The sequence below is a fragment of the Sphingomonas lycopersici genome, from assembly GCF_026130605.1.
Taxonomy (GTDB): Bacteria; Pseudomonadota; Alphaproteobacteria; order Sphingomonadales; family Sphingomonadaceae; genus Sphingomonas; species Sphingomonas lycopersici.
Genome location: NZ_JANFAU010000014.1, coordinates 59,970 through 85,689 on the forward strand (window position 1 = coordinate 59,970; position 25,720 = coordinate 85,689).

Annotated in this window: 22 protein-coding genes and 1 pseudogene; 11 read left to right on the forward strand and 12 right to left on the reverse strand. The window is 63.0% G+C overall.

Annotated features, from left to right (window positions below; genetic code table 11):
• Positions 1 to 73 precede the first annotated feature (73 nt).
• Positions 74 to 1,452, reverse strand: a pseudogene (locus NED98_RS20035) (transposase).
• 152 nt (positions 1,453 to 1,604) lie between these two features.
• Between NED98_RS20035 and NED98_RS20040 the strand changes: the two are divergent.
• A complete protein-coding gene (locus tag NED98_RS20040) occupies positions 1,605 to 2,069 on the forward strand; it encodes a GNAT family N-acetyltransferase (protein ID WP_265314182.1) in 465 nt (154 codons plus the stop codon).
• A gap of 555 nt (positions 2,070 to 2,624) precedes the next feature.
• Positions 2,625 to 3,077, forward strand: a complete 453-nt coding sequence (locus tag NED98_RS20045) for a hypothetical protein (protein ID WP_265314183.1) — start codon at positions 2,625 to 2,627, stop codon at positions 3,075 to 3,077.
• 263 nt (positions 3,078 to 3,340) lie between these two features.
• Here NED98_RS20045 and NED98_RS20050 read toward each other — a convergent pair whose 3' ends face one another.
• The 3 genes from NED98_RS20050 to NED98_RS20060 all read right to left on the reverse strand — a co-directional run bounded on the left by NED98_RS20050 (position 3,341) and on the right by NED98_RS20060 (position 6,006).
• Positions 3,341 to 4,399: a hypothetical protein gene (locus NED98_RS20050; protein WP_265314184.1), complete on the reverse strand. Its 1,059-nt coding sequence runs from the start codon at positions 4,397 to 4,399 to the stop codon at positions 3,341 to 3,343.
• Positions 4,400 to 4,628: 229 nt separating this feature from the next.
• Positions 4,629 to 4,979, reverse strand: coding sequence for a hypothetical protein (locus NED98_RS20055; RefSeq protein WP_265314185.1), 351 nt, complete (start codon positions 4,977 to 4,979; stop codon positions 4,629 to 4,631).
• A 286-nt stretch (positions 4,980 to 5,265) separates the two neighbouring features.
• The gene (locus NED98_RS20060; protein ID WP_284699657.1) at positions 5,266 to 6,006 is read right to left on the reverse strand and encodes an SDR family NAD(P)-dependent oxidoreductase; all 741 of its coding nucleotides are present in this window, start codon (positions 6,004 to 6,006) and stop codon (positions 5,266 to 5,268) included.
• 249 nt (positions 6,007 to 6,255) lie between these two features.
• On the opposite strand from NED98_RS20060, the gene NED98_RS20065 reads away from it, so the two are divergent.
• Positions 6,256 to 6,624 carry a hypothetical protein gene (locus NED98_RS20065; protein ID WP_265314187.1) on the forward strand — a complete coding sequence of 123 codons (369 nt, stop codon included), beginning with the start codon at positions 6,256 to 6,258 and terminating at the stop codon, positions 6,622 to 6,624.
• Between the two features lie 32 nt (positions 6,625 to 6,656).
• Here NED98_RS20065 and NED98_RS20070 read toward each other — a convergent pair whose 3' ends face one another.
• Entirely contained in the window at positions 6,657 to 6,923 is a 267-nt protein-coding gene (locus tag NED98_RS20070) for a hypothetical protein (protein WP_265314188.1), read from the reverse strand.
• Between the two features lie 228 nt (positions 6,924 to 7,151).
• Between NED98_RS20070 and NED98_RS20075 the strand changes: the two genes are divergently transcribed.
• From NED98_RS20075 to NED98_RS20085, 3 genes are all read left to right on the forward strand, one after another.
• A complete protein-coding gene (locus tag NED98_RS20075) occupies positions 7,152 to 7,586 on the forward strand; it encodes a hypothetical protein (RefSeq protein WP_265314189.1) in 435 nt (144 codons plus the stop codon).
• 65 nt (positions 7,587 to 7,651) lie between these two features.
• The gene (locus NED98_RS20080) at positions 7,652 to 8,170 is read left to right on the forward strand and encodes a hypothetical protein (RefSeq protein ID WP_265314190.1); all 519 of its coding nucleotides are present in this window, start codon (positions 7,652 to 7,654) and stop codon (positions 8,168 to 8,170) included.
• Between the two features lie 759 nt (positions 8,171 to 8,929).
• Positions 8,930 to 9,256: a hypothetical protein gene (locus NED98_RS20085; RefSeq protein WP_265314191.1), complete on the forward strand. Its 327-nt coding sequence runs from the start codon at positions 8,930 to 8,932 to the stop codon at positions 9,254 to 9,256.
• A gap of 49 nt (positions 9,257 to 9,305) precedes the next feature.
• On the opposite strand, the gene NED98_RS20090 is transcribed toward NED98_RS20085, so the two are convergent.
• Both NED98_RS20090 and NED98_RS20095 read right to left on the reverse strand, forming a co-directional pair.
• Positions 9,306 to 9,692, reverse strand: a complete 387-nt coding sequence (locus NED98_RS20090; protein WP_265314192.1) for a hypothetical protein — start codon at positions 9,690 to 9,692, stop codon at positions 9,306 to 9,308.
• 665 nt (positions 9,693 to 10,357) lie between these two features.
• Positions 10,358 to 10,834, reverse strand: coding sequence for a PIN domain-containing protein (locus NED98_RS20095; RefSeq protein ID WP_265314193.1), 477 nt, complete (start codon positions 10,832 to 10,834; stop codon positions 10,358 to 10,360).
• A 23-nt stretch (positions 10,835 to 10,857) separates the two neighbouring features.
• Between NED98_RS20095 and NED98_RS20100 the strand changes: the two genes are divergently transcribed.
• Together NED98_RS20100 and NED98_RS20105 are read left to right on the forward strand one after the other, a co-directional pair.
• Positions 10,858 to 11,658 carry a sterol desaturase family protein gene (locus tag NED98_RS20100; RefSeq protein ID WP_265314194.1) on the forward strand — a complete coding sequence of 267 codons (801 nt, stop codon included), beginning with the start codon at positions 10,858 to 10,860 and terminating at the stop codon, positions 11,656 to 11,658.
• Positions 11,659 to 12,155: 497 nt separating this feature from the next.
• The gene (locus tag NED98_RS20105; protein ID WP_265314196.1) at positions 12,156 to 13,904 is read left to right on the forward strand and encodes a two-partner secretion domain-containing protein; all 1,749 of its coding nucleotides are present in this window, start codon (positions 12,156 to 12,158) and stop codon (positions 13,902 to 13,904) included.
• Positions 13,905 to 13,909: 5 nt separating this feature from the next.
• Here the strand turns inward: NED98_RS20105 and NED98_RS20110 are convergent, their stop codons facing one another.
• Positions 13,910 to 14,356, reverse strand: coding sequence for a hypothetical protein (locus NED98_RS20110; RefSeq protein WP_265314197.1), 447 nt, complete (start codon positions 14,354 to 14,356; stop codon positions 13,910 to 13,912).
• 64 nt (positions 14,357 to 14,420) lie between these two features.
• Positions 14,421 to 15,908, reverse strand: coding sequence for a DUF389 domain-containing protein (locus tag NED98_RS20115; protein WP_265314198.1), 1,488 nt, complete (start codon positions 15,906 to 15,908; stop codon positions 14,421 to 14,423).
• Between the two features lie 582 nt (positions 15,909 to 16,490).
• Between NED98_RS20115 and NED98_RS20120 the strand changes: the two genes are divergently transcribed.
• Positions 16,491 to 17,519: a helix-turn-helix domain-containing protein gene (locus tag NED98_RS20120; RefSeq protein WP_265314199.1), complete on the forward strand. Its 1,029-nt coding sequence runs from the start codon at positions 16,491 to 16,493 to the stop codon at positions 17,517 to 17,519.
• Between the two features lie 16 nt (positions 17,520 to 17,535).
• On the opposite strand, the gene NED98_RS20125 is transcribed toward NED98_RS20120, so the two are convergent.
• A complete protein-coding gene (locus tag NED98_RS20125) occupies positions 17,536 to 17,694 on the reverse strand; it encodes a hypothetical protein (RefSeq protein ID WP_265314201.1) in 159 nt (52 codons plus the stop codon).
• 71 nt (positions 17,695 to 17,765) lie between these two features.
• Positions 17,766 to 19,022 carry a TetR/AcrR family transcriptional regulator gene (locus tag NED98_RS20130; RefSeq protein ID WP_265314202.1) on the reverse strand — a complete coding sequence of 419 codons (1,257 nt, stop codon included), beginning with the start codon at positions 19,020 to 19,022 and terminating at the stop codon, positions 17,766 to 17,768.
• 79 nt (positions 19,023 to 19,101) lie between these two features.
• Here NED98_RS20130 and NED98_RS20135 point away from each other — a divergent pair, with 79 nt between their 5' ends.
• Entirely contained in the window at positions 19,102 to 21,435 is a 2,334-nt protein-coding gene (locus NED98_RS20135) for an arylsulfatase (protein ID WP_265314204.1), read from the forward strand.
• 3 nt (positions 21,436 to 21,438) lie between these two features.
• Here the strand turns inward: NED98_RS20135 and NED98_RS20140 are convergent, their stop codons facing one another.
• Positions 21,439 to 23,046 (reverse strand): hypothetical protein, encoded by a 1,608-nt coding sequence (locus NED98_RS20140; RefSeq protein WP_265314205.1) that lies wholly within the window; start codon positions 23,044 to 23,046, stop codon positions 21,439 to 21,441.
• A 307-nt stretch (positions 23,047 to 23,353) separates the two neighbouring features.
• Here NED98_RS20140 and NED98_RS20145 point away from each other — a divergent pair, with 307 nt between their 5' ends.
• Complete coding sequence (locus tag NED98_RS20145) at positions 23,354 to 25,678, forward strand: TonB-dependent receptor (RefSeq protein ID WP_265314207.1); 2,325 nt, start codon at positions 23,354 to 23,356, stop codon at positions 25,676 to 25,678.
• The last annotated feature ends 42 nt before the right edge of the window (positions 25,679 to 25,720 follow it).

Genomic DNA, 25,720 nt, shown 5'->3' on the forward strand with positions numbered 1-25,720 from the left:
ATTGTGTGGAAAAAGGCGGAGTGAGGAGGCGTCTGAACTGTGTCGCCGATTTGAAGGAGCGAGCTCCGACGGATCACGCCGGCATCGGCTGAGCGGACATCGGGATGAGCTTGGCCATCTTGCGGAGGTTCTGGGCGGTGGCAGCGAGGAGGAACTCGTCCTTTGCACCATTTGGTCCACGCAGGCGCAAGCGATCCAACTTCAGAATGCGCTTGAGGTGCGCGAACAGCATCTCGACCTTCTTCCGCTCGCGGCGCGACGTGAGATAGGCATCGGTGGTGGCGATATCGCGCGCCAGATCGCGGGCACCTTCATGGATCGAGCGCATGATCTTCCGCGCCGGCATGTTGGGCGTGCAGCGTTGCCGGAGCGAGCAGTCGATGCAGTCCTGCTGACGGGCGCGGTAGCGAATAAAGCCGTCCTGATCGACACCACTTCGCGGGCGCGCGAAATTACGGTTGCGAGGCCGTAAGCGCTGCCTCCCGGGCAGAGATAGCTGTCGTCCTGGTGATCGTAAGTAAAATCGGCGCGCGCGAAGGTACCGTCACGGCGAGCGGAATGATCGAACACGGGGATGTGCGGTTGGATGTCACGCTCATGGACAAGCCAGGCGAGCATCTCGGCCGAGCCATATCCAGCATCTCCCGCCAGTCTTTCGGGCCAGATGCCAAACCGATCCTGCACACGTGCGATCATCCGTTTGCAGGCGGTGACTTCGGCTTGCCGTATCGCCGTGCTCGCCTCGACGTCCATGATAACGGCATGCCGAAGATCGATCAGATAGTTGGTCGAATAGGCGAAGAAGGCGCGTTCGCGTGAAGCCGCGGTCCAGCGTGATGCTGGATCGGCTACGGCCAGTTGCTTGGGTGGAACCGGTGTCGCACCACCGAACGCCGCGTCGTCCAGCACGGCCAGATATTCGCGAACCGCATGGCCGCCACTTCCTGGTGGCGGCAAATCGTCGTACCGATCCACCGCGTGCTGTCGGTTCACGTCGGCCCGGATCAGACTGGCATCGACAGCAAAGCCTTCGCCCCCGACCAGCCCCTCGGCGATGCAGCGCGCAACTGTCGTCTCGAACACGTGCCGCAGCAGATCGCTATCGCGGAAGCGGCCATGCCGGTTCTTGGAGAAGGTGGAGTGATCGGGCACATCGCCCTCCAGCCCCAACCGGCAGAACCAGCGATAGGCGAGGTTGAGATGCACTTCCTCGCACGGCCGCCGCTCGGACCGAATGCCCATGCAATAGCCGATGACCAGCATCCGGATCATAAGCTCAGGATCGATCGAGGGCCGACCCGTCTCGCTGTAAAATGGGCGAAGCTGCTCTCGGACGTCTGACAGGTCTACGAACCGGTCGATCGAACGAAGCAGGTGCTCCGGCGGCACATGCCGCTCCAGGCTGAAGCTGTAGAACAGCGCTTCCTGTGCCACCGCTCGCTCGCCCATCATCGGCTCGTCTCCGATTGCTCGCGGGCATTGAATCAGGACATTAGCACGACTTCAAGCCGGCGTTTTTCAACACAATCGCCCCACTTCACGTCGTTCATGACTGCCGCGACGACGCCAAATTGCCGCCACGATTTTCAGTAACCTATCTCGCTATGACGAGCATCCGGCACGCGATCTTCCCCGATGACAAGGCGGCGGTACTGGACATCTGGCGCGAGTTCATCGCCAACTCTCCGGTGAATCTCGATTACCAGAACAACGATGCCGAGTTCGCCAACCTGCCAGGCAAGTATTCATCGCCGAAGGGGTGCGTGCTGCTTGCTGATCGGCAGAGCGAAATCGAGGGCTGCGTGGCGATGCGCCAAGTCACGCCCGAGATATGCGAAATGAAACGACTGTATGTCCGGCCTCAGGCTCAGGGTCGCCATCTCGGTCGCGCTCTTGCTGAACGCCTGATCGAAGAAGCTCGCGCAGTGGGCTACAGGGAAATGCGGCTCGATGTGCAGGCGAAGTTCGTCCCCGCCCGCAAGCTATATGAAACTCTCGGTTTCGTCGCGGCCGAGCCGATCTCGTTCAATCCGGTGCCAGGCGCGTCCTTCCTCGGTTTGTACTTATAAGGGGTCTCGGCAGCGATCTCAGTATGTGGACCGAAAGCTGCCCGACCGGAGTCCACCCAGTAGCTACCGTCGCCCCGAGACTATATGTTCCGATAATGCGCGATTACCCGTCCAGCCAATCGATTCCATCCACCCTCCACGAGCGGGTGTGCTTTGGGCTGTGGATATCCATCTCAGCAGCGATGGCTATTGTATATGCTGTCGAACTGGCCCGTTACCCGGCTAGAGCCGTCGTCATGCTCTCATATCTTGGTTTCGCGCTTTTATGGTGCGTCCCTTTCGGCGTGGGCGGGCTTCTTTTGCGGCGACGTCGCTTAAGGAAATTGGCAGAACGAGAGGCGTTTCTTTCTGCGTTCGCAAACCTAAAATAGCGGCAGCTACCTATCTACTCGACCGCAAAGCCGTCCTTCTGCAATCCACCCACGCCAGGTCGTTCACTCGGGCAGAATCGGCCACCATCATCGGCCCGGCCGTACCCGCCCCGAATGTTAACGAACGAACGCCGCTCGCATCGAGCCGCTTGCGGACATTCACGTCCTCGCGCATCCTTTGATCATGGCAGAGACGACTAACTTCGCTGCGCTCATTCCTGAGCTGTCAGATTGGAACGAAGGACGAGGGATCGCCCCCGATGATTGGATCAGCTGCGTCGGAAATTATGAACTGGCTGTCGGTTATAGCCTAATATTCTGGCCAAATTTCACCGAGTTTGAAACCTACATCTTGCGCGCCGACTTCGAGGAAAGCTCTCTGCGTGGCTTTGAGAAAATGACTAAAGGAAACAGGGCCGCCGTAGAAGCAGTGATGAATCACGTTCACATCGCGGATATCCACCCGAATGTCATATGTTCCAGTGACGAACAGCTTCGCTATTTGGGCCGCACGCTGAAGAGCATTTATAATTTAAAGCTGCATGCGGAATTTCCCGGCCGCCGTTTCAATGTGACGTTCAACGACGAACCGGGCCTTGAAGCGATCGACTATGAGCTGACTTTCTTTCAGAAATAGGGCCGGACCGCCTGCTTCAACGCAAAGCCTGGGTAGAATCTGCCCTTCGGCTTCCCACCCATTTCAAGCGCTTCGGCCGGGTGAATGCGTCCGCCAGCACCGCCTGGGCCGTTGCGGCCCCAAACGCGGTCGACTCGGGCATCGGTTGAGTCGCTCCAATGCCGCCATCTGTTTAGTCTCTCCACTATCGCGCGGGATTTCCTACGAGCAGCGAAATTTCGGCGTTCGAGCGCGGCGGGATATCGAGGGCTGCGGGAATAGCCTCACGGTGTGCCTCGGGCAGATGCCGGAGCACGTTCGTGCCCGACGGCCAGAGCAGCGTCAGCCTCCCCAACCAGGTCTTGCCAGTCGGTCGAAGTCCCCGGAGGCAATAACTGAGTTGACCAGCCAAACCGCAGGCTATCAAGGGGGCTCACAGGACCAATCGAAAAGGGCACGGACAAGGCCCGGACTGCTAGCCTGAACCTCCGGAACAGAATCTTGCCTCCACTTCCTCGAATTTCGCTGTAACCCGCCCTCGGTTCCGGAGCGGGCCTCGCCCAGGGAGAGCGCGACGGAACGCCGATCTTGTCCAATCGCCATTCTCCGCTGCGTATCAGCAAATCGAAACGATCGATCGGCGCGTCCCTGACGAGACAGACGTCCGAGGTGAGCCTGCGTCTCCATTCTGCCGCCGTCGCTTGCTTGTCTTCCGGCGAACCGTCGAAGACACCGGTTCGGCTCGATAGAGTGGGATTCAAGGCGCGATCGCCGCACCGCGCCTGCGGGAGCAAGCGATAGGTACGCGCAGATTGGTCGATCCGTGTCCGCCCATCGCGTATGTCGTCGAAGCTTGGCGCATCCGCGCGCGTTACGGTGACACTTCGCACGCCCGGCTCGAAAAGCAGTGCGAGGCAGCGGTTATCGCACGCATAGGCGCGCTCGACGGTCTTCTCAGGATTTGAGTCGTCCCAATCCGGCGATCTCGTATCGACACGGATATCACCATACGGCTGAATTGGTGCCCGTGGTGTTACGTCAGCGAGTTGATAGCGCAACAACGCTTCGTTGGCGCGGAGAGTAGACGGCTGCGGAATTTGCCAGAGCGCGAGTGCCGTGAGCAAGACAGCAGCAAGGCCGGCCCACTTGGGGCGCAGCATCAGCTGCATAACCGAGAATGCTGCAGCGTAGATGCATCCCCATAAGAACGCGGTAGGAGCGAAAATGAGGATCAAGCCAGGGATGATGAGAAACATCCCGATCAGAACGACGATGGGAAATGCCATCGCGATGAAGGCAAGGCCTCCGGTGGCGATCAGATAAACGGTTAGCAATATACGCATCATTCGCCTCGCAAATGGCCTGCCGGCTCGCGGGGCCCAAAAAAGGGCCAATTCGGTGCTGTCTCAACGGCGCCCCGATGATGGTCGCGGGGAACATCGCGGCAAGAATCGCGAAAAACTGACGCCGCGTGGCATGGCCGGCAGCTGTCGAGCCCGCAGCCGGCTACCATTCATCGCGAACGTCCCGCGCATCGAGGGAAGCGGGCTGGGGAAATAGTGGTTAGGTCACTCATGATAACCTAACTCGAGGCATTGCGTGCGCCAGTTCAATTCGAAAATCGCTTTTGATCTTTGGGTAAGGCGCGGATGGGTCGTCGATATTGGGATTCTGGCCGCCGGCGCCGTCGATGAACGAGATAAAGCGGACTTTGACCGTGCCGATGCCCGGGTTCTGCCACTCATAATAGCCGCAGGTCTGGCCTGTGCTCCTGTCGCCGACGAATTGCACGTTGGCGAATTTGAGCGACGGTTCCTTGACCTGCTGGCGAACAAGCGCCTCTGAATCATCGATCGCCTTGGATCGCCAATCGCCATTGCATGCGGTGATCGCCAAAATTGCCAGAAGAAAGATGCGCTTCATGTCGGGGCTCATACACTGACGGACCGGGAGTGCCTTCGCCAAATTGAGAAACGCTTAAAGCCCGTGTCCACTCGCCCGAATACCTCAAGCCAATCTCGGCCTTCCAGCGTCGCCTATGCTCGTTAACCTCGTGTATGATTGTCCGCATAACAACCGGTCCAACCGATTTTCACCTTGCCCGGCCCAATAGAACCGATTTGGGGAAATCTCTTAGCCGTCGGGCTGAAACCGCTCCATTGTTGCCGTTCCCGGCGCGCAATCGGGAGCTCTCACAGGGGTCGTTCGGTTACGCGCTCCACCCGCCATCGATATTATATGTGGCGCCGGTGACGAAGCCGGCGTCCGGGGATGCGAGATAGGCAACGAGACTCGCAACTTCGTTTGCCGTGCCGTGCCGGGGAATGGCCAACGGGGTTCGATTGGCGGCGGCGTTAGGACCGTCAGCCGGATTGCGCTCCGTATCGATCGGCCCCGGCTGCACGAGGTTGGCCGTGATGCCTCGCTCGCCCAAATCCCTCGCCAAACCACGTGTCATACCTCCAAGCGCCGCCTTGCTGGCGGCGTAGAGCGTTCCCCCGTTGGCGGGCATGCGGTCCGCTACGATGCTGCCGATCGTTATGATGCGTCCGCCTGCTTCCATCACGCCGGACGCCTTTTGTGCCGCAAGGAATGGCGCTCTGACGTTGAGCGCGAAGATGCGATCGAAGGCGTCATCGGCATATGCGTCGAGCGGGCTGACGATTGCCATGCCAGCGACATTCACCAGCACGTCGAGACGGCCAAAGTGCAATACCGCTTTGTCGATCGCGTCGGTAAGGGCGCCTGGGTCGCCGACATCGGCTTGGATCATGCAAACGGCCGCCCCTTGACCGCTCAGTTCGCTTCCAAAGCTCTCCGCCTCGGCCGAACGGCTCAGATAGATAATCGCGACTGAGGCGCCGTCTGATGCCATTCTTCGACTGATAGCCGCGCCGATCCCGCGCGTCCCGCCGATCACAAGGGCGACCTTTCCAGCTAGCGTCCCCATTTCATCTCCCCGCTACCGGCTTGAGCATAGGGTAGCGTAGGCAGCGTAAGGGCAGCTGACCAGCATGGCTTTTCCTGAACCCGCCAGACCGGACCCCACCCATCCCTTGTGGTTCGCAGCGGTGAAACGACTGCCAACACCCGACGGGCCGATGTCGCCCCAAGATCGGTCGTTAGCTAACGGTTCGAACGTTCCTCATTGCAGACATGGGTCAAGAGGCGGATTAAGCCTCGGCTGGGAGAAAATGCGATGGGTGAGCTACTCTGGTCGGCGTTTTCTAACCCGAAAACGATCGCAAGCGCGGGCGACGCGCCATTCGTGGTCGTCGCTGCGCTGATAGTAGCTATGTTGACCTTCATCTTCATGGCGACAGTCGGTCAACGCATCATGCGCGTAAGTCGCACGTTAGCCGTGCTGGCTGGCACAACGTTTGTGCCTGCGATAGGAATATTGATTGCTTATGCGCTGCTCTGCGCCGCTCCAGATGGCCCGCCGCCTAATGACGGTCCCGCGATGCTGTTTATGGCGTTGCTCGTTTTATCGATCTGCACCGTACCGATCAGCTTGATCGTCAGCGCTGTCTATGTCGTCCGGCGCCGCCGCGAGGATATTTCTTAGCCGCCCGGCGGCACGCGCCGCAATTGCGGTCGTCAGCGATGCTTGAAGGTCCAGCTTCGATCCGCCCCCGGTTCACCGTTAAAGAGGTACTGGATGGTGTCAATCTCGCCACTTGGCCAAACGACCAGCTCGCGTTCGTTGATGAAGTCCACCTGCATGGCATCGCCAACCGTTGGCGCATTCCAAACGAGCGTCAGCTTGTCGCCCGGTTCAAGTTCGAAACACTCCGGCCAAGGCTCCACCGACACATAAATCGGCCCGTCCTTCTGATTGACGAAAGTATGCTGTGTCGACGCCACAGCCCGGTTTAGGCCTAATCGGCTCTGTGGCAAAGCGACCGCCTTCCGTCCAAGCCGAGCCGATTAAAGCCGATATGGGGCAATCTGGTAGCGGTCGGGGCGGGGGTCGCCCCAATACCCGGCCGCTCGATCCGGAATCCTGAGCGCTCAATACCGGACAAACGCAATGACAAAAGGTGAGATCACGTGCCCGAATGGATACGGTTTGAGCAAAAAGGTCGGTAGGCTATGGGTTTACAGATGCTCAGATTTTCTGTGTCTGCCCTCGCTGGAGGAGTCCTCATCGGCATTACAGCCGCCTCGGCGGCGGCACAGGTAAGAATTTCCGGAGACCCCGCGGCTACAGGCCTGATTCTGCAATACATAAGAGCGGCGGAAAATGGCAATCGGAGACTGTTCGATAAGATGACGGAGCGAAGCGTCATAGCAGAATTTGCGCCTCCAAAAATCGATGATGTCGATCGACGAGACGAGGGTTGCGAACTAAAATCGCTCGATGGATCGATGCTTAAAATCGTCTCAGCGGTCTGGGAGTGTCCCGGGCGCAATGTAAAACCCGTCGTCCAGCGCAGCTTTCTCATAGAACATGGAAAAATCACGCATATCTGGAACGATTGGAGCGAGGTTTCGATTGGCCCTCGCTTGTCGACAAAAAGGCGGTAACGCTCGTGGCGCTCAAGTCATGATTGAGGTTAATGCGACTAAGCTTATCTGAAAGGAGGGGCACGATGAATTGGTGGGCTGCATTTACGCCGGCACTGATTTTGGCGCTATCTGGTTGCGCGCCCTCGCCGCAATCACAGGCGATGGGTGCGCTCAAAGGCAGCTACTTGCAGCAATGCCTGCAGCACGCGCATTGGGTGAAGGCATTCCGAACCGGTGAGGTCACATTCGACCCAGCCTTTGGGGGCACCGGTTTTATTGACTTCGCCGCATCTCGCTTTTCCGAACCCGTGTATGACGCAGAACTCGTTGGCGCGGCGAAGAAATTGCTTGATCGCCCTGTGAGTGCCTTTCTTCCCGATTTTGTTCGCGCAGGATCGCCCGTCGATCGAAAGCATGCGCGCGCTGACGGCCGACCGCTCCTCACGATCGAAAAATTGCCGGCAGGAAGAGGCTCCCTGCAAGGCGTCGCGAAGGGCTGGCTGACCGTTGAAAACGATTTCGAATGTTCGAGTGATAGTATAAACGGGCGCTATTTTGTGATCTCCGAGTTCCGTCCCGCCTTTCCCGTCAGCGTTCGCTGACCATGATTTTTTTGAAATCGGGAATCCGTCGATTCCTCTGCTAAAGCTGTTCGTCTGCCTCCCACCTACGCCAGGTCGTTCACTCGGGCAGGATCGGCCACCATCATCGGCCCGGCCGATGTCGCCCCAATTGTAGTCGTTCCTATCGTGTCGAAGGGGTCTCGGAAGCGGTCGATCGATTTTCTACAGTCTTGCAGCGCATAGAAGTCTTGCTGTGGCCCGCGTGACGCGGAGGAGTATGAACGACGGACCAATCTTCGCTGTGGGAAGCGAAATCGGCGATACAGGCCAATTTGTCTGGTGCAGTTTCATTCAGCACTATCTTGGGGCCACCGTCGCGATAGAGGTCAAACTCACACCGATGCCCTGAACGGGTCTTAGTGCACGTCAGCTCTTGTATGTGAAGGTCTGGAACGGCGCCGTTTCCGGCCTGATACCAAAGCGAGGCAAGCCAATTGCCATTGCCGATCATCGCATTGAGTTGAAGATCTGCCCATATCGCAGATTGAAGTTGTCCCTTCAGCGGCTCCGGCGGTGCAATAGCGGTCGCCGATGCAGCGGCGAGGATAAGAGCGAGCATGAGCAAGCATGTAACATGCCACCGGTCCGCTATCCACTTATTGCCCGGCGAAAGGTCCGACAAGCGCGCGATCAACCCGATAGCGGTCGATCCCAAACCCGCGTAAAATGCCGAGTATGGTGAGGATATTGCTCCTTTTTGCTGCGACCGCACTGTCTGCGTGTGATCAAGGGGCTGACGTGGCGCCGGCACAATCGAAGGCTGAGACTGCACGCCTGCCGTTCGATCATTCTACAGAGTTTCGTGATGGCTACTCGTTGAGAGTTGCTCGCGAAGGCGGCTTGGAGTGGAATGGTGCTCCGGTAAGCGACGGCTCGATGAAAAATTATCTTCATCAGTGGTCGCGACTTCCCCGTGCCGCTGGCGGTCTATTTGTCGCGATCCAGCCGGGCGCCTTGCCGAGCCGAGTAGACTGGGTGCGGCAGCAGGTGATTGATAGCGGTCTGTGCGAGCAGCATCGCTGCTGGGAGGTTGGCTGGGATGTGAAGCGGCCGGTCGTTAATTGACCGGTTTCCCGTAAATGATGCTGAAGGCGGAATAGGGGCTTTCCACCGACTAACGGAACTCCCGGATCACCTCGATCTTGCCGATGATCGCCGCGTTGAAGGCGTCCATCTCTTCCGCTGGTATCCAATATTCGAGATGCGCCCGCCCTCCTGCCTCCTGCACCGCGTATGCAGCAAGGTAGGATGACTTGACCTCGAAGCGCGTCACATAGCCTGACCCGCTCGCTGGCACATTCCAGTCGCGAGCAATCTTGACCGCGTAATCCTCCGAAAGGACCGGATAAAAAATAGGCTGGTCAGGCAATCGGTGCGGAAAGGCGGTCATGCCGGCCTTCTCGATAAGCTCAAGCTCTTGCGGTCCGACAGGCCGCCATAGTGTCGTCGTCTGCTCGCCCATGGCGACAAAGTGCCACGTTCTATGTTCGCCCGCCAGCATGCCGTGCCGAAAGCCGTTGAATGATTTCCATCCATCCCAAACTGTCTGGCCGGTTATGCGATCAGAGTGCTATGGCGTAAGTATAGTGATCATTACTATCGGTCGCGGCCCGCCACCCTACGCTATGATGCGCGGGGACCCGCCGGGGTACGTTTGTGCGCCACTAGCGGGCATTCTCGATAAGCATCAGAATGCGGTGATGCGAATATCCACCCGATCGACAACTGTGGCGTTGACCTTGCTCCTGTTAATAGCAGCGGCGGCGATCGCGACACTCTATCCGTTGGCAACCCGCCCCACGTTTCGGCCGGGTGACGAAGCGTTCATCGAGAGGGCTAAGGCGGACGCTCGCGCGAACTTCCGGGGCGCGGATGCATATGAGCGCAATGCCTTCCCTGTCGTTATGCGTTTGTCCGATCGAACTTGCGTAGAGCTTCGCTCATATAAAACAGATGGAGCGGGAAGTTATATCGCCTGTTACGATCGCCAAGCCGGGAAGAAAATCGAAGAGGGCTTTGGCGTGGGATTCTGAGCAACGGCGTTTTAATCCCCCAAAATCATCCCGTAACCTACGCTATCGTAGCAGCATGGCGTAGGCATAGTGATCATCACTATCGGTCGCGGCCCGCCACCTTTGCCGCAGATCGCGGCGCAAATTTTACCAGCTAGCTCCTCGGGGCGACCTTCCACGGATCGATCACCGTCATGCCGGCGGCGCGAAACGCGCCGGTGTCGCGGCTCGCGACGGCAAATCCGCGCGATGCGGCAATGGCGGCGATATATCCGTCAGGGGTGGGGAAGCCCTTATCGCTGATGCGTGCCTCGACCGCGAGATCGGCATAATGGCGCGCTGCCGACAGATCGAAAGGCAGAATGCGTCCGTCGAACAGCGCGAGGAGCCCCTCCAAAATCGCCGCAAGCTTTTCTTTGCGCCGGCCCGCGGGAAGCGCGCCGATGCCGAATTGCAGTTCGGCGATCGTCACGCTCGAAAGATACAGCGTTTCGGCGGATTCTTCGTCCAGCCAGGCCTGCACCGCGGCGCCGGCCGCGTGCTGTTTTCCCGTATTGGAACATCGCGTACCCCGGCGCCCGCAGCGAAGGTTCCACAGCGTCCGTCCGCATGCTAATGCCCGCGCTGACATAGGAAATCGCTCGAAGGGACGGGATGCAGAGCGCGATCGTGCAATTCGGGACGGATGCGCTGCGGCTGTTCATCTGGCTCGTGATCCTCTCCGCGATCTTCATCCCGCTCGAACGGTTCTTCGCGATCGCGCACAATGATCGGCCGCGCTCGCCGGTGAAGGGCGAGATCGGCTATTATTTCCTCAACAACCTGCTTCCCCCGCTGCTCATCGCGATGCCGCTCGCCGCGCTCGCCGCCGGCGGGCGCGCATTGCTCCCCGAGGCGTGGCTCGCGCTGATCCGCGGCCTGCCCTTCGCCGCGACCCTGGGGATCGCGCTGATCCTGTCGGAGATCGGGGGTTATTGGGGGCATCGGCTGTCGCACGAATGGCCGATCCTGTGGCAATTCCACGCGCGGCATCACCAGCCCGCGCACGTCAATTGGCTGACCAATACGCATGCCCATCCGGTCGACATGATCTGGTCGCGGCTGACCGCCTTGTTCCCGGTCTATGCGCTCGGCTTCGCCAATCCGACATTGGGGGAGCAGGGGATGATCCCGGTGATCATCACGCTGTTCAACGCGATCGGATCCTTCTTCATCCACGCCAATGTGCGCTGGCGGTTCGGCCCGGTCGAGGCGCTGATCGTCACCCCGGCCTTTCATCACTGGCATCACGCCAATGACGAGTGGCGTGATCACAATTATGCGACGATCCTGCCGGTGATGGATCGCATTTTCGGCACCCATCACCTGCCCGATCATTTCCCGCCCTGCTACGGCATAGACGATGAGAAGGACATGGCGCCGTTGCTGCCCTTCTCCGGGGAGCGGCGCGGCTGACCCGACCTGATCGGGTCGTTTCCTGCTTCGCCGGGCCGACAGCTTCGGCAGATCGCGCCGACCGGAAAATGTAAAGTTTTGTCACGCTATTTAATAAGTCGCTTCCATGTGGCAGGCAGGGCGCATTTTATCGCTTATATGGCGCGAACGTTCCAATATTTCTGAGAATGTTCGAGAAATGAAATCCCCACAACTGAAATATTCACTGATATTTGTCGTGCAAAGCGTGCGTAACTGCAAGGTTGCGGGGCGATTTCTTCGCTGCGGCGAGGTCGTATTTACGGATAGTAAACCTTTCTAGCTCACTTTAATTTCACGTTTTTTATTGGTTTCGTTTCGGAGCCGATTTGAAAAGCGGCCTCCCCCGCAGCGAAAGGGGGTGGCCCTGTTTGTGTAGGAATGACGTCATGACCCGGTGCAACCCCCTCTCTCCCCCGGAGCGGACTGGCATCCTGAAGCGCGCGGCGAATCGCTACCGCAATCATCTGCTTTCTTCGATGTCAGCGGTAGCATTCGGCTGCTCCGCAAGCGCCGCGCTGGCACAGACCCTCCCGACCGGCGGACAGGTGCAGGCCGGCACCGCGACGATCGCGTCGGGCGGCGCGGGCAAGCTGCAGGTCAGCCAGGCATCGGGCAAGGCGATCATCGACTGGCAGAGCTTCTCGATCGGCGCGGGCGGCGAGGTCCGCATCGACAATGGCGCCGGGGCGACGCTCAACCGCGTCACCGGGCAGTCGCTCTCGGCAATCGACGGCGTGCTTTCCGCCACCGGTTCGGTCTATCTGCTCAACCCCAACGGCGTGGTCATCGGCAAGTCGGGCGTGGTCAACACCGGGGGCAATTTCCTCGCGTCGACCGGGCGCATCTCGAACGAGGAATTCCTCGCCGGCGGCACGCTCAACATCGGCAACATGAGCAGCGCCAAGGTGGTCAACCTTGGCCGCGTCGGCTCGCTCGGCGGCAGCGTCGCGCTGGTCGGCGTCACCGTCGACAACAAGGGCGAGATTTCTGCGCCCAAGGGCACCGCCACCGGAAATGCCGCTGGATCGCGCTACGGCGGGCTGATCGGCGTCGTCGATACCGTCAACATCAACACCTCGTTCGCCACTGGCAACGTGTCCGGCAACAAGCAGGTCGGCGGGCTCGTCGGGATGACGATGAACAATGTCACCCTGGCGGATGTCTATGCGCAAGGCAGCGTGCGCGCCACCACGACGACCGACGCCGACGGCTATGTCGGCGGGCTGGTCGGGCTCGCCGATCCGACCGGCGGTACGCAATATGTCACCAATGCCTATGCCTCGGGCGCGGTGAGTGCCGCCGGCCTCAATCCGCAAATCGGCGGGTTGCTCGGCGGATGGGGCGGCACTAGCGGCGGAACGGTCGTCGTCACCAACGGCTATTGGGATTCGGCGGCCACCGGCCAGGCGGCGGCGGCGCCGGCGACCGGCGCAGGGGGTACGCTGCGCTACGCGACCGGCACCGCGACGCCGACGACGAGCAACAATACCACCAGCACCAGCTCGGCGGGCGCACGAACCACCGCGCAGCTGAAAAGCGGCGCGCTGCCGGCCAATTTCAACACCGACGTCACCGCCAACGGCAACCCGTGGCGTGCCGGGCAGGGGCTTTATCCCTATTTCGGGCTTCCCGGCTACACCCCCGCCGGTTCGCAGTCGATCAACGGGACGGCCTATATGCTGGCCGGGGCGCCGGCGGGATCGGGCGGAATCTCGCTCTACCTCAACGGTGCGGTGCTGGCATCCGGTATCACCGCCAACGCGACGACCGGCGCCTATTCGGCCTTCGTCGGCGCGGGAACCGTTTCGGCGACGAGCAAATTGGGCGGCACGCTGACATTGAGCGGCGCCAGCGCGGTCGCAGGCGCGAGCTATACCGACGCGCCGATATTCTCGTCGGGCAATGTCACCGGCTTCGATATCAAGGAAGGCGTGCTGCTGGGCACCTCCTCGGCGACCACCAACAGCACGTTGCAGGCCGATCTCGGCGCAACCTTCGGCGCATCGACTTATAGCGGCCTCACCTCGACGCTGTCCGCGGAGCGCCGCGCCAATCCCTTCCGCCGTTATGGCGCGCATCAGGCGGCGCCGGGTTCGCGCTATTCGGTCGGGCTCGGGCTCGCTTATGTCGGTGCGGCGGTGGCGCGGCACGGCGGCGAGATCACATGCGCGCCGAACACGCCGCACGGCACGCGCTTCACGCTCCGCTTCCCCGCGCTCGCCTGAGCGATCTAGCGCCGGGGCGATACCGCGGCGCGTGCCAGCGCGGGCAGTAGTGCCGCTTCCTTGCCGACGCATCGCGCGGTGATCGCGCCCGATCGACGCAACACCGTCCCGCTCGCGCGATCGATCATCGCGAGGATCAAAACATAGGCCTGCCGACGGCACAGCCCGATCGCGCGCGGCGCGGGCGGCGAAACGATCGTCGCGCCGCCGGCGCCCGCGACTGTTACGCCGGGCGGGCGGATCGCGAAGCCGATCTCGACCCGCGTCGGCGCATCCTGTGCCTCGCGATAGCCGGCGGCGTGCAGCGCATCGCGGACCGCATCGGCGACGTCGGCGCGCCGCGTCTCGCCGATCGAGAACGGCGGTTGCGCAGCGGCAGGGGGCGGCGCATCGCCGAACGGGCGAACCGTCGGGGCGCATGCCGCGATCAGCAAGGCGCCGACCGGGGGCATCGCGCGCCACCGTCGCCGGGAACGCCCGATGGCGCGACGACAACCCGCGCGGCAGGGCCGGGAATTATTGCGTCGATGTATCCGCACGCGCCGCACCCAGCTCGATCGCCGCGCCGGCCCGCCCGGGCCTCGTCGGCACCGCCACGATCTTGTTTTCGCGCAACGCGGCGGCGATCGCGGCGGCGCGGCGCTGATCGAGCGTCGCGCGTTCCGACACGGGCTCGCGGAGCCCCGGCACCGACAGCGCGGTCCAGTTCCAGCGCCGCGCCGCCCAGATCGCGGTCGACAGCGCCGTCTTGCCGGCGTCGTCGAGCTGATCCGAGCCGCTGGCGAAGGCGATCGGGGGCAGGTCGAGTCCGGCCGGCGGGACGATCGCGATCGACCAGCCGTTGATCTGCGACGCGACGCGCGTTTCGAGCAGCCGATAGGCGAGAAGCGACGCGCCGGGCAGCGGCTGCGCGGCGGTCACCGCGCGCCGCGCGTCGCGATCGAGCAGCACATCGCTCGGCTTGGCGCCGGCGGTGATGGCGAGCAGTCGCACGATCTCCGACCCTTCTTCGCGCAGCCGTTGTTGCTCCTGCGCCTGGGTGAAGGCGGCCTGCTCCTGATCGATTGCCGCCGAGCCGGGGTCGACCAGCACCTGATCGGCCTGGAGTGACACCGGCTGCCCGAGCTTCGCTTCGACCGCCTGCGCCAATATCTGCGGGCGAAGCGCGTTGGAACGCGGTGCGATCACCACCGCGCGGATGGCGATCGGGTTCACCTTATAATCGATGTCGAGCTGGGCGACGCGGGCGTCCTTGCCATAGCTGGTGTTGAGGACGCTCCGCACCTGCGTCGCGATCACCGCTTCGCGCGCGATCTGGTTGAGCGAGATGCCCAGCGGAATGGCCATCACGAGGAATGCGCCGACGAGGAGCCCGGTCTGCGCCCAGGTCTGCTGTTCGGACAACCGGTGTCCGAAGCCGTACAGCTGCGCCATGATCATCGCCGACAGCGTGATCGTCACGAAGTTGGTCCCGAACAGCGCGGCCGCGCCGCCCGCGATCGCGAAATTGCCGACCGCCAGCCCGTAGCCGACGGTCGCCAGCGGCGGCATCAACGCGGTGGCGATCGCCACCCCGACGATCGTCTCTCCGCGCCCGCGGATCAGCGCGAAAGTGCCGGCGAGCGCGGAGAACATCGCGACGAGCAGGTCGAACAGATTGGGGCGCGTCCGCGCCAATATCTCGGCGGTCGTTGCCTTGAGCGGGGAAAGGAGTACGACCAGCGCGGTGAAGCCGATCGCCAGCGCCGACGCGACGGCGAGCGCGACGATCGAGCGCCGCATCTCGGTGAAGTCGAACAGCGCGAGGCTGAAGCCGAGACCCATGATCGGGCCCATCAGCGGCGAGATCAGCATCGCGCCGATCACCACCGCCGGCGACGATTGCAGCAGCCCGAGCACCGCGATCCCCGCCGACATGATCGTCATGAAGGCAAAGCGCGCGGACCAGCCGCTATCCTCGGCGACGCGCGCCATTACGCCCTCGTGATCGACCGCGCTGGACACATGCGCCCGCCACCATCTGCGCACCCGGCGTAGCGCAGGCACGCGACTTGAAAGAGGAGCGGCAGCGGAGCTGGTGGCAGACGACGTGCTGTTCATGCGCTGCTGGTGGCCAACAAGCGCAAAATGCGCAAGCCGTCTCGTTCGGTTGTGTCGCGTCCGGCGATACGCATGGGGATAGATATCCCTGAGATATGCGGGAAAGTACACCGCCATTATGAGGGTAAATATTCCGTTATCCGTATTACTTATATCTGCATCCCGTGACGCGGATAAGCCAATGACGATTTGGGGTGACGGCGATGAATGCGATGTATTTACCAACGGCAAGATCGTTGCGCGCGATTTCGGCAACAGCGGCACGCTCTTGTTCGGATGAGGTGTCACGACACCGCCGGATTTGTTTGGCGCATCGGCATATGTCGGGCCGGACGCGACGGCGCCGGTGACACGACTTGACCGAAATTTACACGGGGTCGATAAATTTCCGGGCTCGGGCGCCGGTATGCCGATTTCGGTCTGCGCCGCCGCCGGGGGCGATGCGTGGGACGGCCGCTCGATGGCCGATGTGATGGGAAGATTTGAATGTCGGCAGGTGCGCGCGGCGGGTTTTCGATCATCGATTTCAAGGTACCGCGACGTTATCTCGATATGATCATCCGGCCGGATTCGGAGGGCGGGCGGGAATATGTCGACCAGCCCGGCCTCGCGGACGACGATTATATCTCCTCGCTGGAATTCATGGACCGTTGCCTGCGCCATTTCCGCAAGACGGGGTATGAATCGCTGGCCAACGCCTCGATGGTCGTGCCGTTCGGCAGCTTCGGGATGATCGTCTCGTCGGTGGCGGACAGCAAGGATTTCGAAGAGGCGCTGAAACGCTGCGTCGCCGCGGTGGAGATTTTGCGCCCCGATCTGGTCGCGCGGTTCGTCCGGACCAAGGATCGGCTCAAGCTCGACATCACCTGCAAGCGCCCGGCGACGACCGGAATGGAGATCGGGCTCGAATTCTTCGTTCTCGCGCTGCACACCTCGTTTCGCTGGATGACCGGGAAGTCGCTCCGCCCGGTAAGCGTGCGCGGGGCGGCGAAGATCAATGGTTTCGACGAGAGCCTGCTGGTCGTCCTCGCGGCCCCGATGACGCGACGCGGGACCGGGGTGACGCTCTATTATCCGCTGGACTATGCCGGCATCGAGATATTGCCGGTCAAATATGAAAGCTGGGGCGCGCAGGAAGTCCCCGAATTCCTGCGGATGATGCAGGAAGCGGCCGAGGCGCGCAGCGCGACCGACGGCGCCACGGCAGCGCCCGTCGCGGAGCAGGCGGCGGAACTGATCCGGCAGGGGGTGGTCACCGAGGCGGGGGTCGCGCAACGGATGGAGATCAGCGCTGCGTCGTTGCGGCGGCGGTTGACCGATGCGGGCACCTCGTTCCGCCAACTATTGTCCGACACGCGGCGCGAGGCGGTGCAGCGGCTGCTGGCGACCGACAAGAGCCTCGAGGCGATCGCCGAGGAGGTCGGCTATTCCGACGAGCGCAGCCTGCGGCGCGCCTGCGTCCAATGGTTCGGCATCCCGCTCGCGCAATATCGCGAGGAAATACGCAAGTCATAAATTCAGTGCAATAGTTCTACAATATTTCTCGCAAAATAAACCCGGCCGAAAGAATGATCTCGGCGCAAAGTAAAATCGCGAGCATATTGATGCCCTTGACAATGATCTCGCTTTTGCTCACGGCGGCTCCATGCAATCCACCCGTTGCGGAGGATTGTCCCGGCTGTTTCGTCATGCGTTGAATTTACTCTGCTTTACGATTCGTTGTAATGACCGCTGCGCTCAAAGCTTGGCGGACAAATTCGCTCAGCGATAGACGAGCGCGACGAGGCTCCGCGCGTGATCGGCGGCCTCGTCTTCGTCCCACACGATCGTATCGGTGAGACGGCGGTTGCCGCGCGCGGCGAGCAACAGGAAATGTTCGGCGGCGATCGCGCTGTCCGGCAGGCGGATCGCGCCGGCGGCGTGCCAGTCGCGCAGTCGTGTCGCCAGTTCGGCGTGCGCCGGCGTCACGAGGCGATGCCAGATGCGCTGGACGGTTTCGGCATGGGACGGCGCCTCGGCGACGAGCAACCGGATCAGCGCGACATGCTCGGGCTGTTGGGCGAAACGATCGTGCGCATAGGCGATGGCGCGCAGCGTATCAGCGATATCGTCGCCGCGCGGCATCGCGGGACGCGCGGCAAGCCGGTCGTCGACTGCCTGATCGAGCGCCGTGGCGAACAATCCCTGCTTGTTCCCGAAGCGGCGATAGATCGACATTTTGGCGATGCCGGCCTGCGCCCCGATCTGCTCGACGCTGGCGGCGCGGAAGCCCGCTTCGCAAAATCGCGTCGCGGCCAGCCGTAGCAGCGCGGTCCAAGCGGCGTCGGAAATGCGGCCGCTTTGCTCGATCGGGACCGAGCGGGGCGGTGCTGCGGGTAGTGGCGCGCTTGCCGTGGCCGGATCGCCGGGCGATGGGCCGGTTCGCCAGCCGCGCGCGAAGGTCGCGACGATCGCCTCGATATTGGCGTGCCGCTCGCGCGGCGTCGGCGTCAGCCCGAGCAGCGGGCGAACCCCGCCGATCGCGAGCACCCCGGCCCAATGCGCCAGCCGGTCCGCATCCAGATCGGGGAGGCGGCCTGCGCGTTGCTGGTCGGCAAGAATGCCCGAAAAAGGCGTTGCGCGGCGCCGCAGCCGGTGCAGATCGGCGGCAAGCTCGGGGAACACCCCCGCCGCCGCGACATTGGCGCGATACAGTTCGAGATTGGCGGGATTGGTCGCCGATCGCTCGACCCAGGCCGCATAAGCGCGGGTCGCGTCGGCCAGATCGAGCGTTCGCATGTCGGGCGCGCCTTCCTCGCCCGATTCGTCCATCGTGACACGCAGCACCTCGCGAAACAGCTGCTCGCGCGAGCTGAACAAGGCGTAGAGCGTCTGCTTGCTCGCGCCGGCCTGATGCGCGATCCGGTCCATGCTCGTCTCAAGAAAACCCGCGGCGAGGATCGCCTCGCGTGCCGCCTGGAGGATGCGCATCCGGGCAGGCGGGTCTTCGTTCGGCGAGGAAGGAGCGGCGCGCGTCATCCGCGCCTTCTCGCCCAAGCCGCGCCACGTTGCAACGACGGGAACTATACCGTATAGTTCCTTCGCAACGGAGGGGTTCGTGACATTGAAAACCACACTTTGCGGAATATCCTGTGCGCTGCTTCTGTGCGGTGCTGCGTCGCAAGCGATGGCGCAGGCCGATGTCGTTCTGCCCAGGCCGCCCGCGCCGTTCGCCGGGAAGATCGGCATGACCTTCGCCGATTCGACCCCCGCTTTTCCCCGCCCGGTGCAGGCGCCGGCGGGGGCGCCCAACGTGCTGCTGATCTTGACCGACGATGTCGGCTTCGCCGCGGCGAGCGCCTTCGGCGGCCCGGTGCCGACCCCGGCGCTCGATCAGCTCGCGGCGAACGGGCTGCGCTACACGCGCTTCCACACCACCGCGATGTGCTCGCCCACCCGCGCGGCATTGCTCACCGGGCGCAATCATCATGCGGTCGGCAACGGCATCGTCTCGGATACCGGGAGCGGCTATCCCGGCTATTGGTCGGTGATCCCGCGCTCCGCCGCGACGGTGGCGCAGGTGCTGCGGCTCAACGGCTATGACACCGCCTTCATCGGCAAGCATCACAATCTGCCGCAGGGCGGGGACGATGCGAACAGCGGGTCGTTCGATCTCTGGCCGACCGGCCTTGGCTTCCAATATTTCTACGGTTTTGTCGGCGGCGACACCAACCAGTGGCGCCCGACGCTCTATCGCGGCACCTCGCCGGTCGCGATGCCGCCGATGACGACTACGCTCGATCATTATCTGGCGCAGGATCTGATCCACTGGATCCACGGGCAGAAGGCCGCGGCGCCCGACAAGCCGTTCTTCGCCTATCTCGCCCCAGGCAGCGCGCATGCGCCGCATCAGGCGCCTGCCGAGTGGATCGCGCGCTTCAAGGGCAAGTTCGATTCGGGCTGGGATCAATTGCGCGAGGACAGCCTGGCACGGCAGAAGGCCGGCGGGATCGTCCCCGTGGATACCGCGCTGACCCCGCGGCCGAAGGAAATCCCCGCCTGGTCCAGCCTCTCGCCCGACGAGCAGCGCGTCTATGCGCATATGATGGAAGTGTTCGCCGGGATGCTCGCCTATCAGGACGATCAGATCGGCACCGTGCTCGACGAGCTCAAGCGGATGGGCCAGATCGACAATACCTTGGTGGTGTTCATCGAGGGCGACAATGGCGCCAGCCCGGAGGGCGCGCTGACCGGCTCGACCAACGAACTCGGCGCGCTCGCCAACGCGATGAAGGAGGACACCCGCTGGCTGCTCTCGCAAATGCCCAGGATGGGCGGGCCGGACAGCTACGAAATCTATCCGGTCGGCAGGGCGTGGGCGACCAACGCGCCGTTCCAATGGACCAAACAGGTCGGCTCGCACCTCGGCGGGACGCGCAACGGCATGGTCGTCTCGTGGCCGGCGCGGATCCGCGACAAGGGCGGAATCCGCACCCAGTTCGGCCACGTCAACGATATCATGCCGACGATCCTCGAGGCGGCCGGCATCGCGATGCCCGATGTGGTGGATGGGGTGCGCCAGCAGAAGATCGACGGCACCAGCCTCGTCTACAGTTTCGACGCGCCGCAGGCGCCCGAGCGGCATGTGCGGCAATATTTCGAGATGCTCGGCAACCGCGCGATCTACGATCACGGCTGGATGGCGAGCACCACGCCGGGGCGGTTGCCGTGGAAAATGGGTGGATCGGGCGGGCTGCCGACCGATTACAAATGGGAGCTGTACGATCTCACGAAAGATTTCAGCCAGGCGCACGATCTCGCCGCCGCCGAGCCGGCGAGGGTCGCCGCGCTGCGCGCCGAATGGGATGCCGAGGCCAAGGCGAACAACGTCTATCCGCTTGACGACCGGCAGGGGACGATCCGCGCGCTGGGGGCGATGCCCCCGCCGAAGCCGCGTGCCTATGTCTACTGGGGCGCCGACATCAGCGTTGCGCAGAGCAAGGCGCCGCCGATCAACGTCCGCGGCTTTGCGATCGACGCCGACATCGATGTGCCCAAGGACGGCGCGCGCGGTGTGCTGATCGCCAGCGGCAGCCGCTTCGCCGGGTGGAGCTTCGGCTTCGATAACGGGCGTCCGTTCGTCGTCCACGCCGCGTCGCAAAAGCCCGACGACCAATTCCGCATCGCCGCCGCGGCGCGTGTCGCGCCGGGCCGGCACAAGCTCGATTATGCCTATAAGCCGGATGGCATGCCGGGGCAGGGCGGTACGATGACGATCAGCATCGACGGGCGCGAGGTGGCGCGTGGCCGGATCGGGCGCACCGCCTTCGTCGCGGCGGGGCTCGGCGAAACCTTCGACATCGGCCGCGATACCGGCGCGACGGTGGTCGACCTGCCGGGCGGCACGCGGTTCAACGGCGCGATCGCGCGGATCGAGGTGGGGATTCGCTGATCTCTAAAGCTGCCGCCACGGCACCGGGTCCCGCATATCGAGCCGGCACATATGCTGCAGCCCGTGCTGCTGGGCATAAGCGATCACGCGCGCGTCATAATTGAGCGCATCGGGCATCGCGAAATTCCAGTCGGGCGGGTTGAAGGTCGAGAAGCCGTTGATCGTCGGCACGCCCCATTGCTCGGCGAGGAACATCGCGTCGACATTGTGTGGATAAAGCCCGCTGTGAAGCGCATCGCCGTAATGCAGCTCGCCGCGCCGCGCGGCCACGACGTAAAAGCTGGCGCAGTCCTTGGGCGGCGGCGGGACCGCGGCGAAGGCGGTCAGCTGCGCCGCGCGGCTGAGCTGGGTCGGTTGTGCGGCATTGAGCTGCTCGACGACGAGCAGCGCGACGATCACGCCCGCGATCCACGGCCGGCGACGCCAGAGCCGGGTGAGATCGTCGCGAAAGGCAATCCCCATCAGCAGCAACGCCGGCAACACCAGGAAGAGCTGATAGCGCAGCACGACGCGCAACCCCCGCGCGCCCGGCACGAGATCGTGCACCAAGGCCCAGGGCGACACCGGTCCGAAGCGCAGCGTCAGCGCCCAGCCGATCGCGATCGCCAGCGCGAATATGCGCGCGAACCGGGGGCCGTCGCGCCGGTGGATCACCCGCCAGCCGGCGGCGCAGAGCAATGCGAAGGTCAGCAGCGGGAAACCGGTTATATGCTCCCCGCCGGCGGCGAGGCCATCGAACCACCCGTCGGGCAGCGCTTGCGTCTGCACCACGCGGTCGAGCCCACGGATCAGCCAGCCCCATAGCAGATTGCGCTCGCCGACATTGAACAGGTCGATCGGCTGGACGGTATATAAGAGGATGAAATCATGCCCCCCGGTCTCGCGTACCTTGGGGAGATAGACGCGCAGGAACGGTATCGCGGCGATTGCGAACACGCCCGCGAACACCGTCGAACTGCGCCAGTGCGTTTCCGCCAACTCGCGCAGCGCGGCAGGGTGCCACAAGCCCGCAACGCCCAGCCAGCATCCGGCCAGGACGACGACGAAATAGATCGCGAACCACGCGAAATAGAAAGCGGTGAGCAGCCATGCGCCCATGAACGCCGCGGCCGATGCGGCCCAGAGAAGCGCGCCTCGCCGCCGATCGCTTTCGGCGCGAACCGCGAGGATCGCGAATGACGCGACGAGCGGGAGCAGCGCGAGCGTCTGGATCTGCGCGTGCCCCGATTGGACGAACATGTTGTTCGAGATCGTCGCGAGCGACGCGATGAGGATCGCGGCGCCCCAGTTCCACCGCAGGATGCCGCGCACCAGCCAGAGCGTCGCCGCATAGCCGATGGTCTTATAGGTGAAAGCGGTGAGCGTATCGGCGACGAAAGGGTCGAAGGCGAGGCGCCAGGCCGAATAGATCAGCCCGGAGAGGAAATAGCCGTCATTATAGCCGAGCGTCCCCGTATAGGGATGGAAATAGAGCGGCTGGTTCCAGACCTCGGCCCGCGTGAACACCGACCGCCAATGTTCGAGAAGGCTGATCTCGATGAGCCCGTCGGCACGGTCGCCGAACCCGAGATCGAAACCGCTGACGATCGCGTCGCGGAATACGATCGACATCGACGCGATACAGGCGATCAGGCTGAGCAACAGGCCGAGAATGGTTTCTTCACGCCAACGGTAAGTCGGACCGTTTAGAGAGGGCTGTCGATCGGGCGGCACGCCTGCGTTCACTGCCGTCTCCGGATAAGGGCGCCGAATCGATCATCGACCGGGTCGAGGTGTGGCGTCTGGGGAAGAGTGGCGCAATGGGCGATCGCCGGGGCAGGGGTTCCCAAATGGTGATTGCTGTGGCCGCCGCGCTTCCCCCAGTCTGACCGGATGACCCGACTCGTAAGGACGAGCGGTGGCCTTGGGAGGGGGATGAATGCGCAACGCCGGCAAATTGGTGGCTTTCTGTCTGGCTTCGGCCGCGTCGACCGCGATCGCGCAGGCGCAGACCGCACCCGCCGAACCCGATCAGCCGCAGGCCACCGCGGTCGGCGCCGATATCGTGGTGACCGCGCAACGCCGCGAGCAGCGGCTGATCGACGTGCCGATCGCGGTGACCGCTTTGTCCAACGCGGCGCTCGAACGCGCCGGGGTGCAGACCGTCAACGATGCGCAGGCGGTGATCCCCAATATCCAGATCAACCAGACGGTCGGCAACGGCTTCAGTCCGGTGATCTCGATGCGCGGGCTCGCGCCGTCGGCGGACACCAGCCTCGCGCGCGATCAGCCGGTCGGGCTCTATCTCGACGGCGTGCCGATCTCGAAATCGACCGGCGCGGCGTTCGATACCGTCGATCTGCAGCGGGTCGAGGTGCTGCGCGGCCCGCAGGGCACGCTCTACGGCAAGAATACGATCGGCGGCGCGATCAACCTCATCACGCAAAAGCCGACCGGCGAGTTCGGCGGCCAGATCTGGCTGAGCTACGGCCAGTGGAACAAGTTTCAGCGCCGCATCAGCGTCGATCTGCCCGCGATCAGCAACGTCAAGATCAAGCTCGGCTATTCGGGCAACGATCAGGGCGGCTATTGGCACAATGCCGCGACGAGGCGCGATTTCGGGCGGATGAGCCAGGTCGCCGCGCGCGCCGATGTCCTGTGGGAACCGACGAGCAATTTCTCGGCGCGTTACGCTTATGACATCAGCAACAACAAGGGCACGCCCACGGTGCTCGCGATCAGCGCGATCGGCGCGTCCTTCCCGGCGGCGCTCAGGGGGCTCGTTCGGCCCTATGTCTTCCCCGATCGCCCCGGCCCCGATCAGGTTTCGGCGCAGAGCGCGATCCGTTCCAATTTCGAGGTGACGGGGCATGCGCTGACGCTCAACTGGGATGTCGGGCACAGCGCGCTCGGCGACCTGACCTTGCGCTCGATCACCGCGCGGCGCACGATGAAGTCGCGCAGCCTCTCCGATTTCGACGGCACGCCGGTCGATCTGGTGCGCTTCGTGCTCAACAACGATTATGAATCGTTCACCCAGGAAGTGCAGCTGCTCGGATCGGGGGCGGAGTTCAAATATACGCTCGGCGGCTTTTATTCGAACGACAGCTATTCGGTCTATAACCCGCGCTGGAACTTCCAGTTCGGCGGCAACAACTACGATCTCAGCGATCGCGGCGGTGGCAACCGTTCGGTCGCGGGCTACGGCCAGCTGACCTGGACGCCGTCGTTCGCCGACAAGAAGCTCGATATCGCGGTGGGGCTTCGCTACACCTCGGATCGCAAGCGCGCTTACGAACTGTTCCTCGCCAACAGCGCCTATGCGGCCAATCCGGCGGCGGTCGGCTCGGGGGTGTTCGCGCGCAACGCCAATGGCAGCCCGATCACGCGCAGCGGCCAGCCGGCGGCGGGCGCGCGGCCCGGCGCGGGCGGGCTCGGGCCGTACGACCTGATCCCCCTGTCGCGCCGCGACAGCTGGTCGCAGGTCAATCCCGAGTTCAACATCGTCTATCGCGTCCGGCCCGACTGGTCGTTCTACGGGCGGTTCGCGACCGGGTTCAAATCGGGCGGGATCAACGATACCGCCTCGACCAACGCCGCGTTCAATTCGCCCTATGACCCAGAGAAGCTGACCTCCTACGAAATCGGCACCAAGTTCATCAGCCCCGATCGCCGGGTCAGCCTCAACCTGTCGGCCTATCATTCGATCTACAAGAACTTCCAGGCCGGGGTGTTCGTCCCCGAACTGGTGACGACCAATATCATCAACGCCGGCGAGGCGAAGTTCACCGGGGTCGAGGTGGAGGGCAGCATCCGACCGTTCGGCGGGCTGACGATCAATGTCGGCGGCGGCTATCTCGACGCCAAATACACCGATTTCGTCCTGCCGAGCGGGCAGGACGTGACCAGCACCTACAAGATTCCGCTCGCGCCGAAATGGAATTATCTCATCGGCGGGGTCTATCGCGTGCCGGTCGGGCGGGCAGCGATCGAGGCCAGCGCAAACTGGTCGTGGCGCGCGATGCAATGGGCGACGATCACCCCCGATACGCTCGCGACGCGCAAGGCCTATGGCACGCTCGACGCGCGCATCGCACTCACCGATATCCCGCTGACCGACCACACCACCGCCGAGATCGCCTTATGGGGCCGCAACCTCACCGACACGGCTTATTGGAACAGCGGGATCAACCTCGGCGTGCTCGCGGTGCGGCAATGGGCCGATCCGCGCAGCGTGGGGGGCGAGGTGCGGATCCGTTTCTGACGCGGCCGCGGCGAATGTTTCCGTGGAGCGACTGATCGTTCA

What these genes read in the sequence shown, in the direction of transcription:
- NED98_RS20040 (WP_265314182.1), top strand. Translation starts at nt 1,605, where the DNA reads ATGACGAGCATCCGGCACGCGATCTTCCCCGATGACAAGGCGGCGGTA.
- NED98_RS20045 (WP_265314183.1), top strand. Translation starts at nt 2,625, where the DNA reads ATGGCAGAGACGACTAACTTCGCTGCGCTCATTCCTGAGCTGTCAGAT.
- NED98_RS20050 (WP_265314184.1), bottom strand. Translation starts at nt 4,399, where the DNA reads ATGCGTATATTGCTAACCGTTTATCTGATCGCCACCGGAGGCCTTGCC.
- NED98_RS20055 (WP_265314185.1), bottom strand. Translation starts at nt 4,979, where the DNA reads ATGAAGCGCATCTTTCTTCTGGCAATTTTGGCGATCACCGCATGCAAT.
- NED98_RS20060 (WP_284699657.1), bottom strand. Translation starts at nt 6,006, where the DNA reads ATGGGGACGCTAGCTGGAAAGGTCGCCCTTGTGATCGGCGGGACGCGC.
- NED98_RS20065 (WP_265314187.1), top strand. Translation starts at nt 6,256, where the DNA reads ATGGGTGAGCTACTCTGGTCGGCGTTTTCTAACCCGAAAACGATCGCA.
- NED98_RS20075 (WP_265314189.1), top strand. Translation starts at nt 7,152, where the DNA reads ATGGGTTTACAGATGCTCAGATTTTCTGTGTCTGCCCTCGCTGGAGGA.
- NED98_RS20080 (WP_265314190.1), top strand. Translation starts at nt 7,652, where the DNA reads ATGAATTGGTGGGCTGCATTTACGCCGGCACTGATTTTGGCGCTATCT.
- NED98_RS20090 (WP_265314192.1), bottom strand. Translation starts at nt 9,692, where the DNA reads ATGCTGGCGGGCGAACATAGAACGTGGCACTTTGTCGCCATGGGCGAG.
- NED98_RS20095 (WP_265314193.1), bottom strand. Translation starts at nt 10,834, where the DNA reads ATGTCAGCGCGGGCATTAGCATGCGGACGGACGCTGTGGAACCTTCGC.
- NED98_RS20100 (WP_265314194.1), top strand. Translation starts at nt 10,858, where the DNA reads ATGCAGAGCGCGATCGTGCAATTCGGGACGGATGCGCTGCGGCTGTTC.
- NED98_RS20105 (WP_265314196.1), top strand. Translation starts at nt 12,156, where the DNA reads ATGTCAGCGGTAGCATTCGGCTGCTCCGCAAGCGCCGCGCTGGCACAG.
- NED98_RS20110 (WP_265314197.1), bottom strand. Translation starts at nt 14,356, where the DNA reads ATGCCCCCGGTCGGCGCCTTGCTGATCGCGGCATGCGCCCCGACGGTT.
- NED98_RS20120 (WP_265314199.1), top strand. Translation starts at nt 16,491, where the DNA reads ATGTCGGCAGGTGCGCGCGGCGGGTTTTCGATCATCGATTTCAAGGTA.
- NED98_RS20125 (WP_265314201.1), bottom strand. Translation starts at nt 17,694, where the DNA reads ATGACGAAACAGCCGGGACAATCCTCCGCAACGGGTGGATTGCATGGA.
- NED98_RS20130 (WP_265314202.1), bottom strand. Translation starts at nt 19,022, where the DNA reads ATGACGCGCGCCGCTCCTTCCTCGCCGAACGAAGACCCGCCTGCCCGG.
- NED98_RS20140 (WP_265314205.1), bottom strand. Translation starts at nt 23,046, where the DNA reads ATGTCGATCGTATTCCGCGACGCGATCGTCAGCGGTTTCGATCTCGGG.
- NED98_RS20145 (WP_265314207.1), top strand. Translation starts at nt 23,354, where the DNA reads ATGCGCAACGCCGGCAAATTGGTGGCTTTCTGTCTGGCTTCGGCCGCG.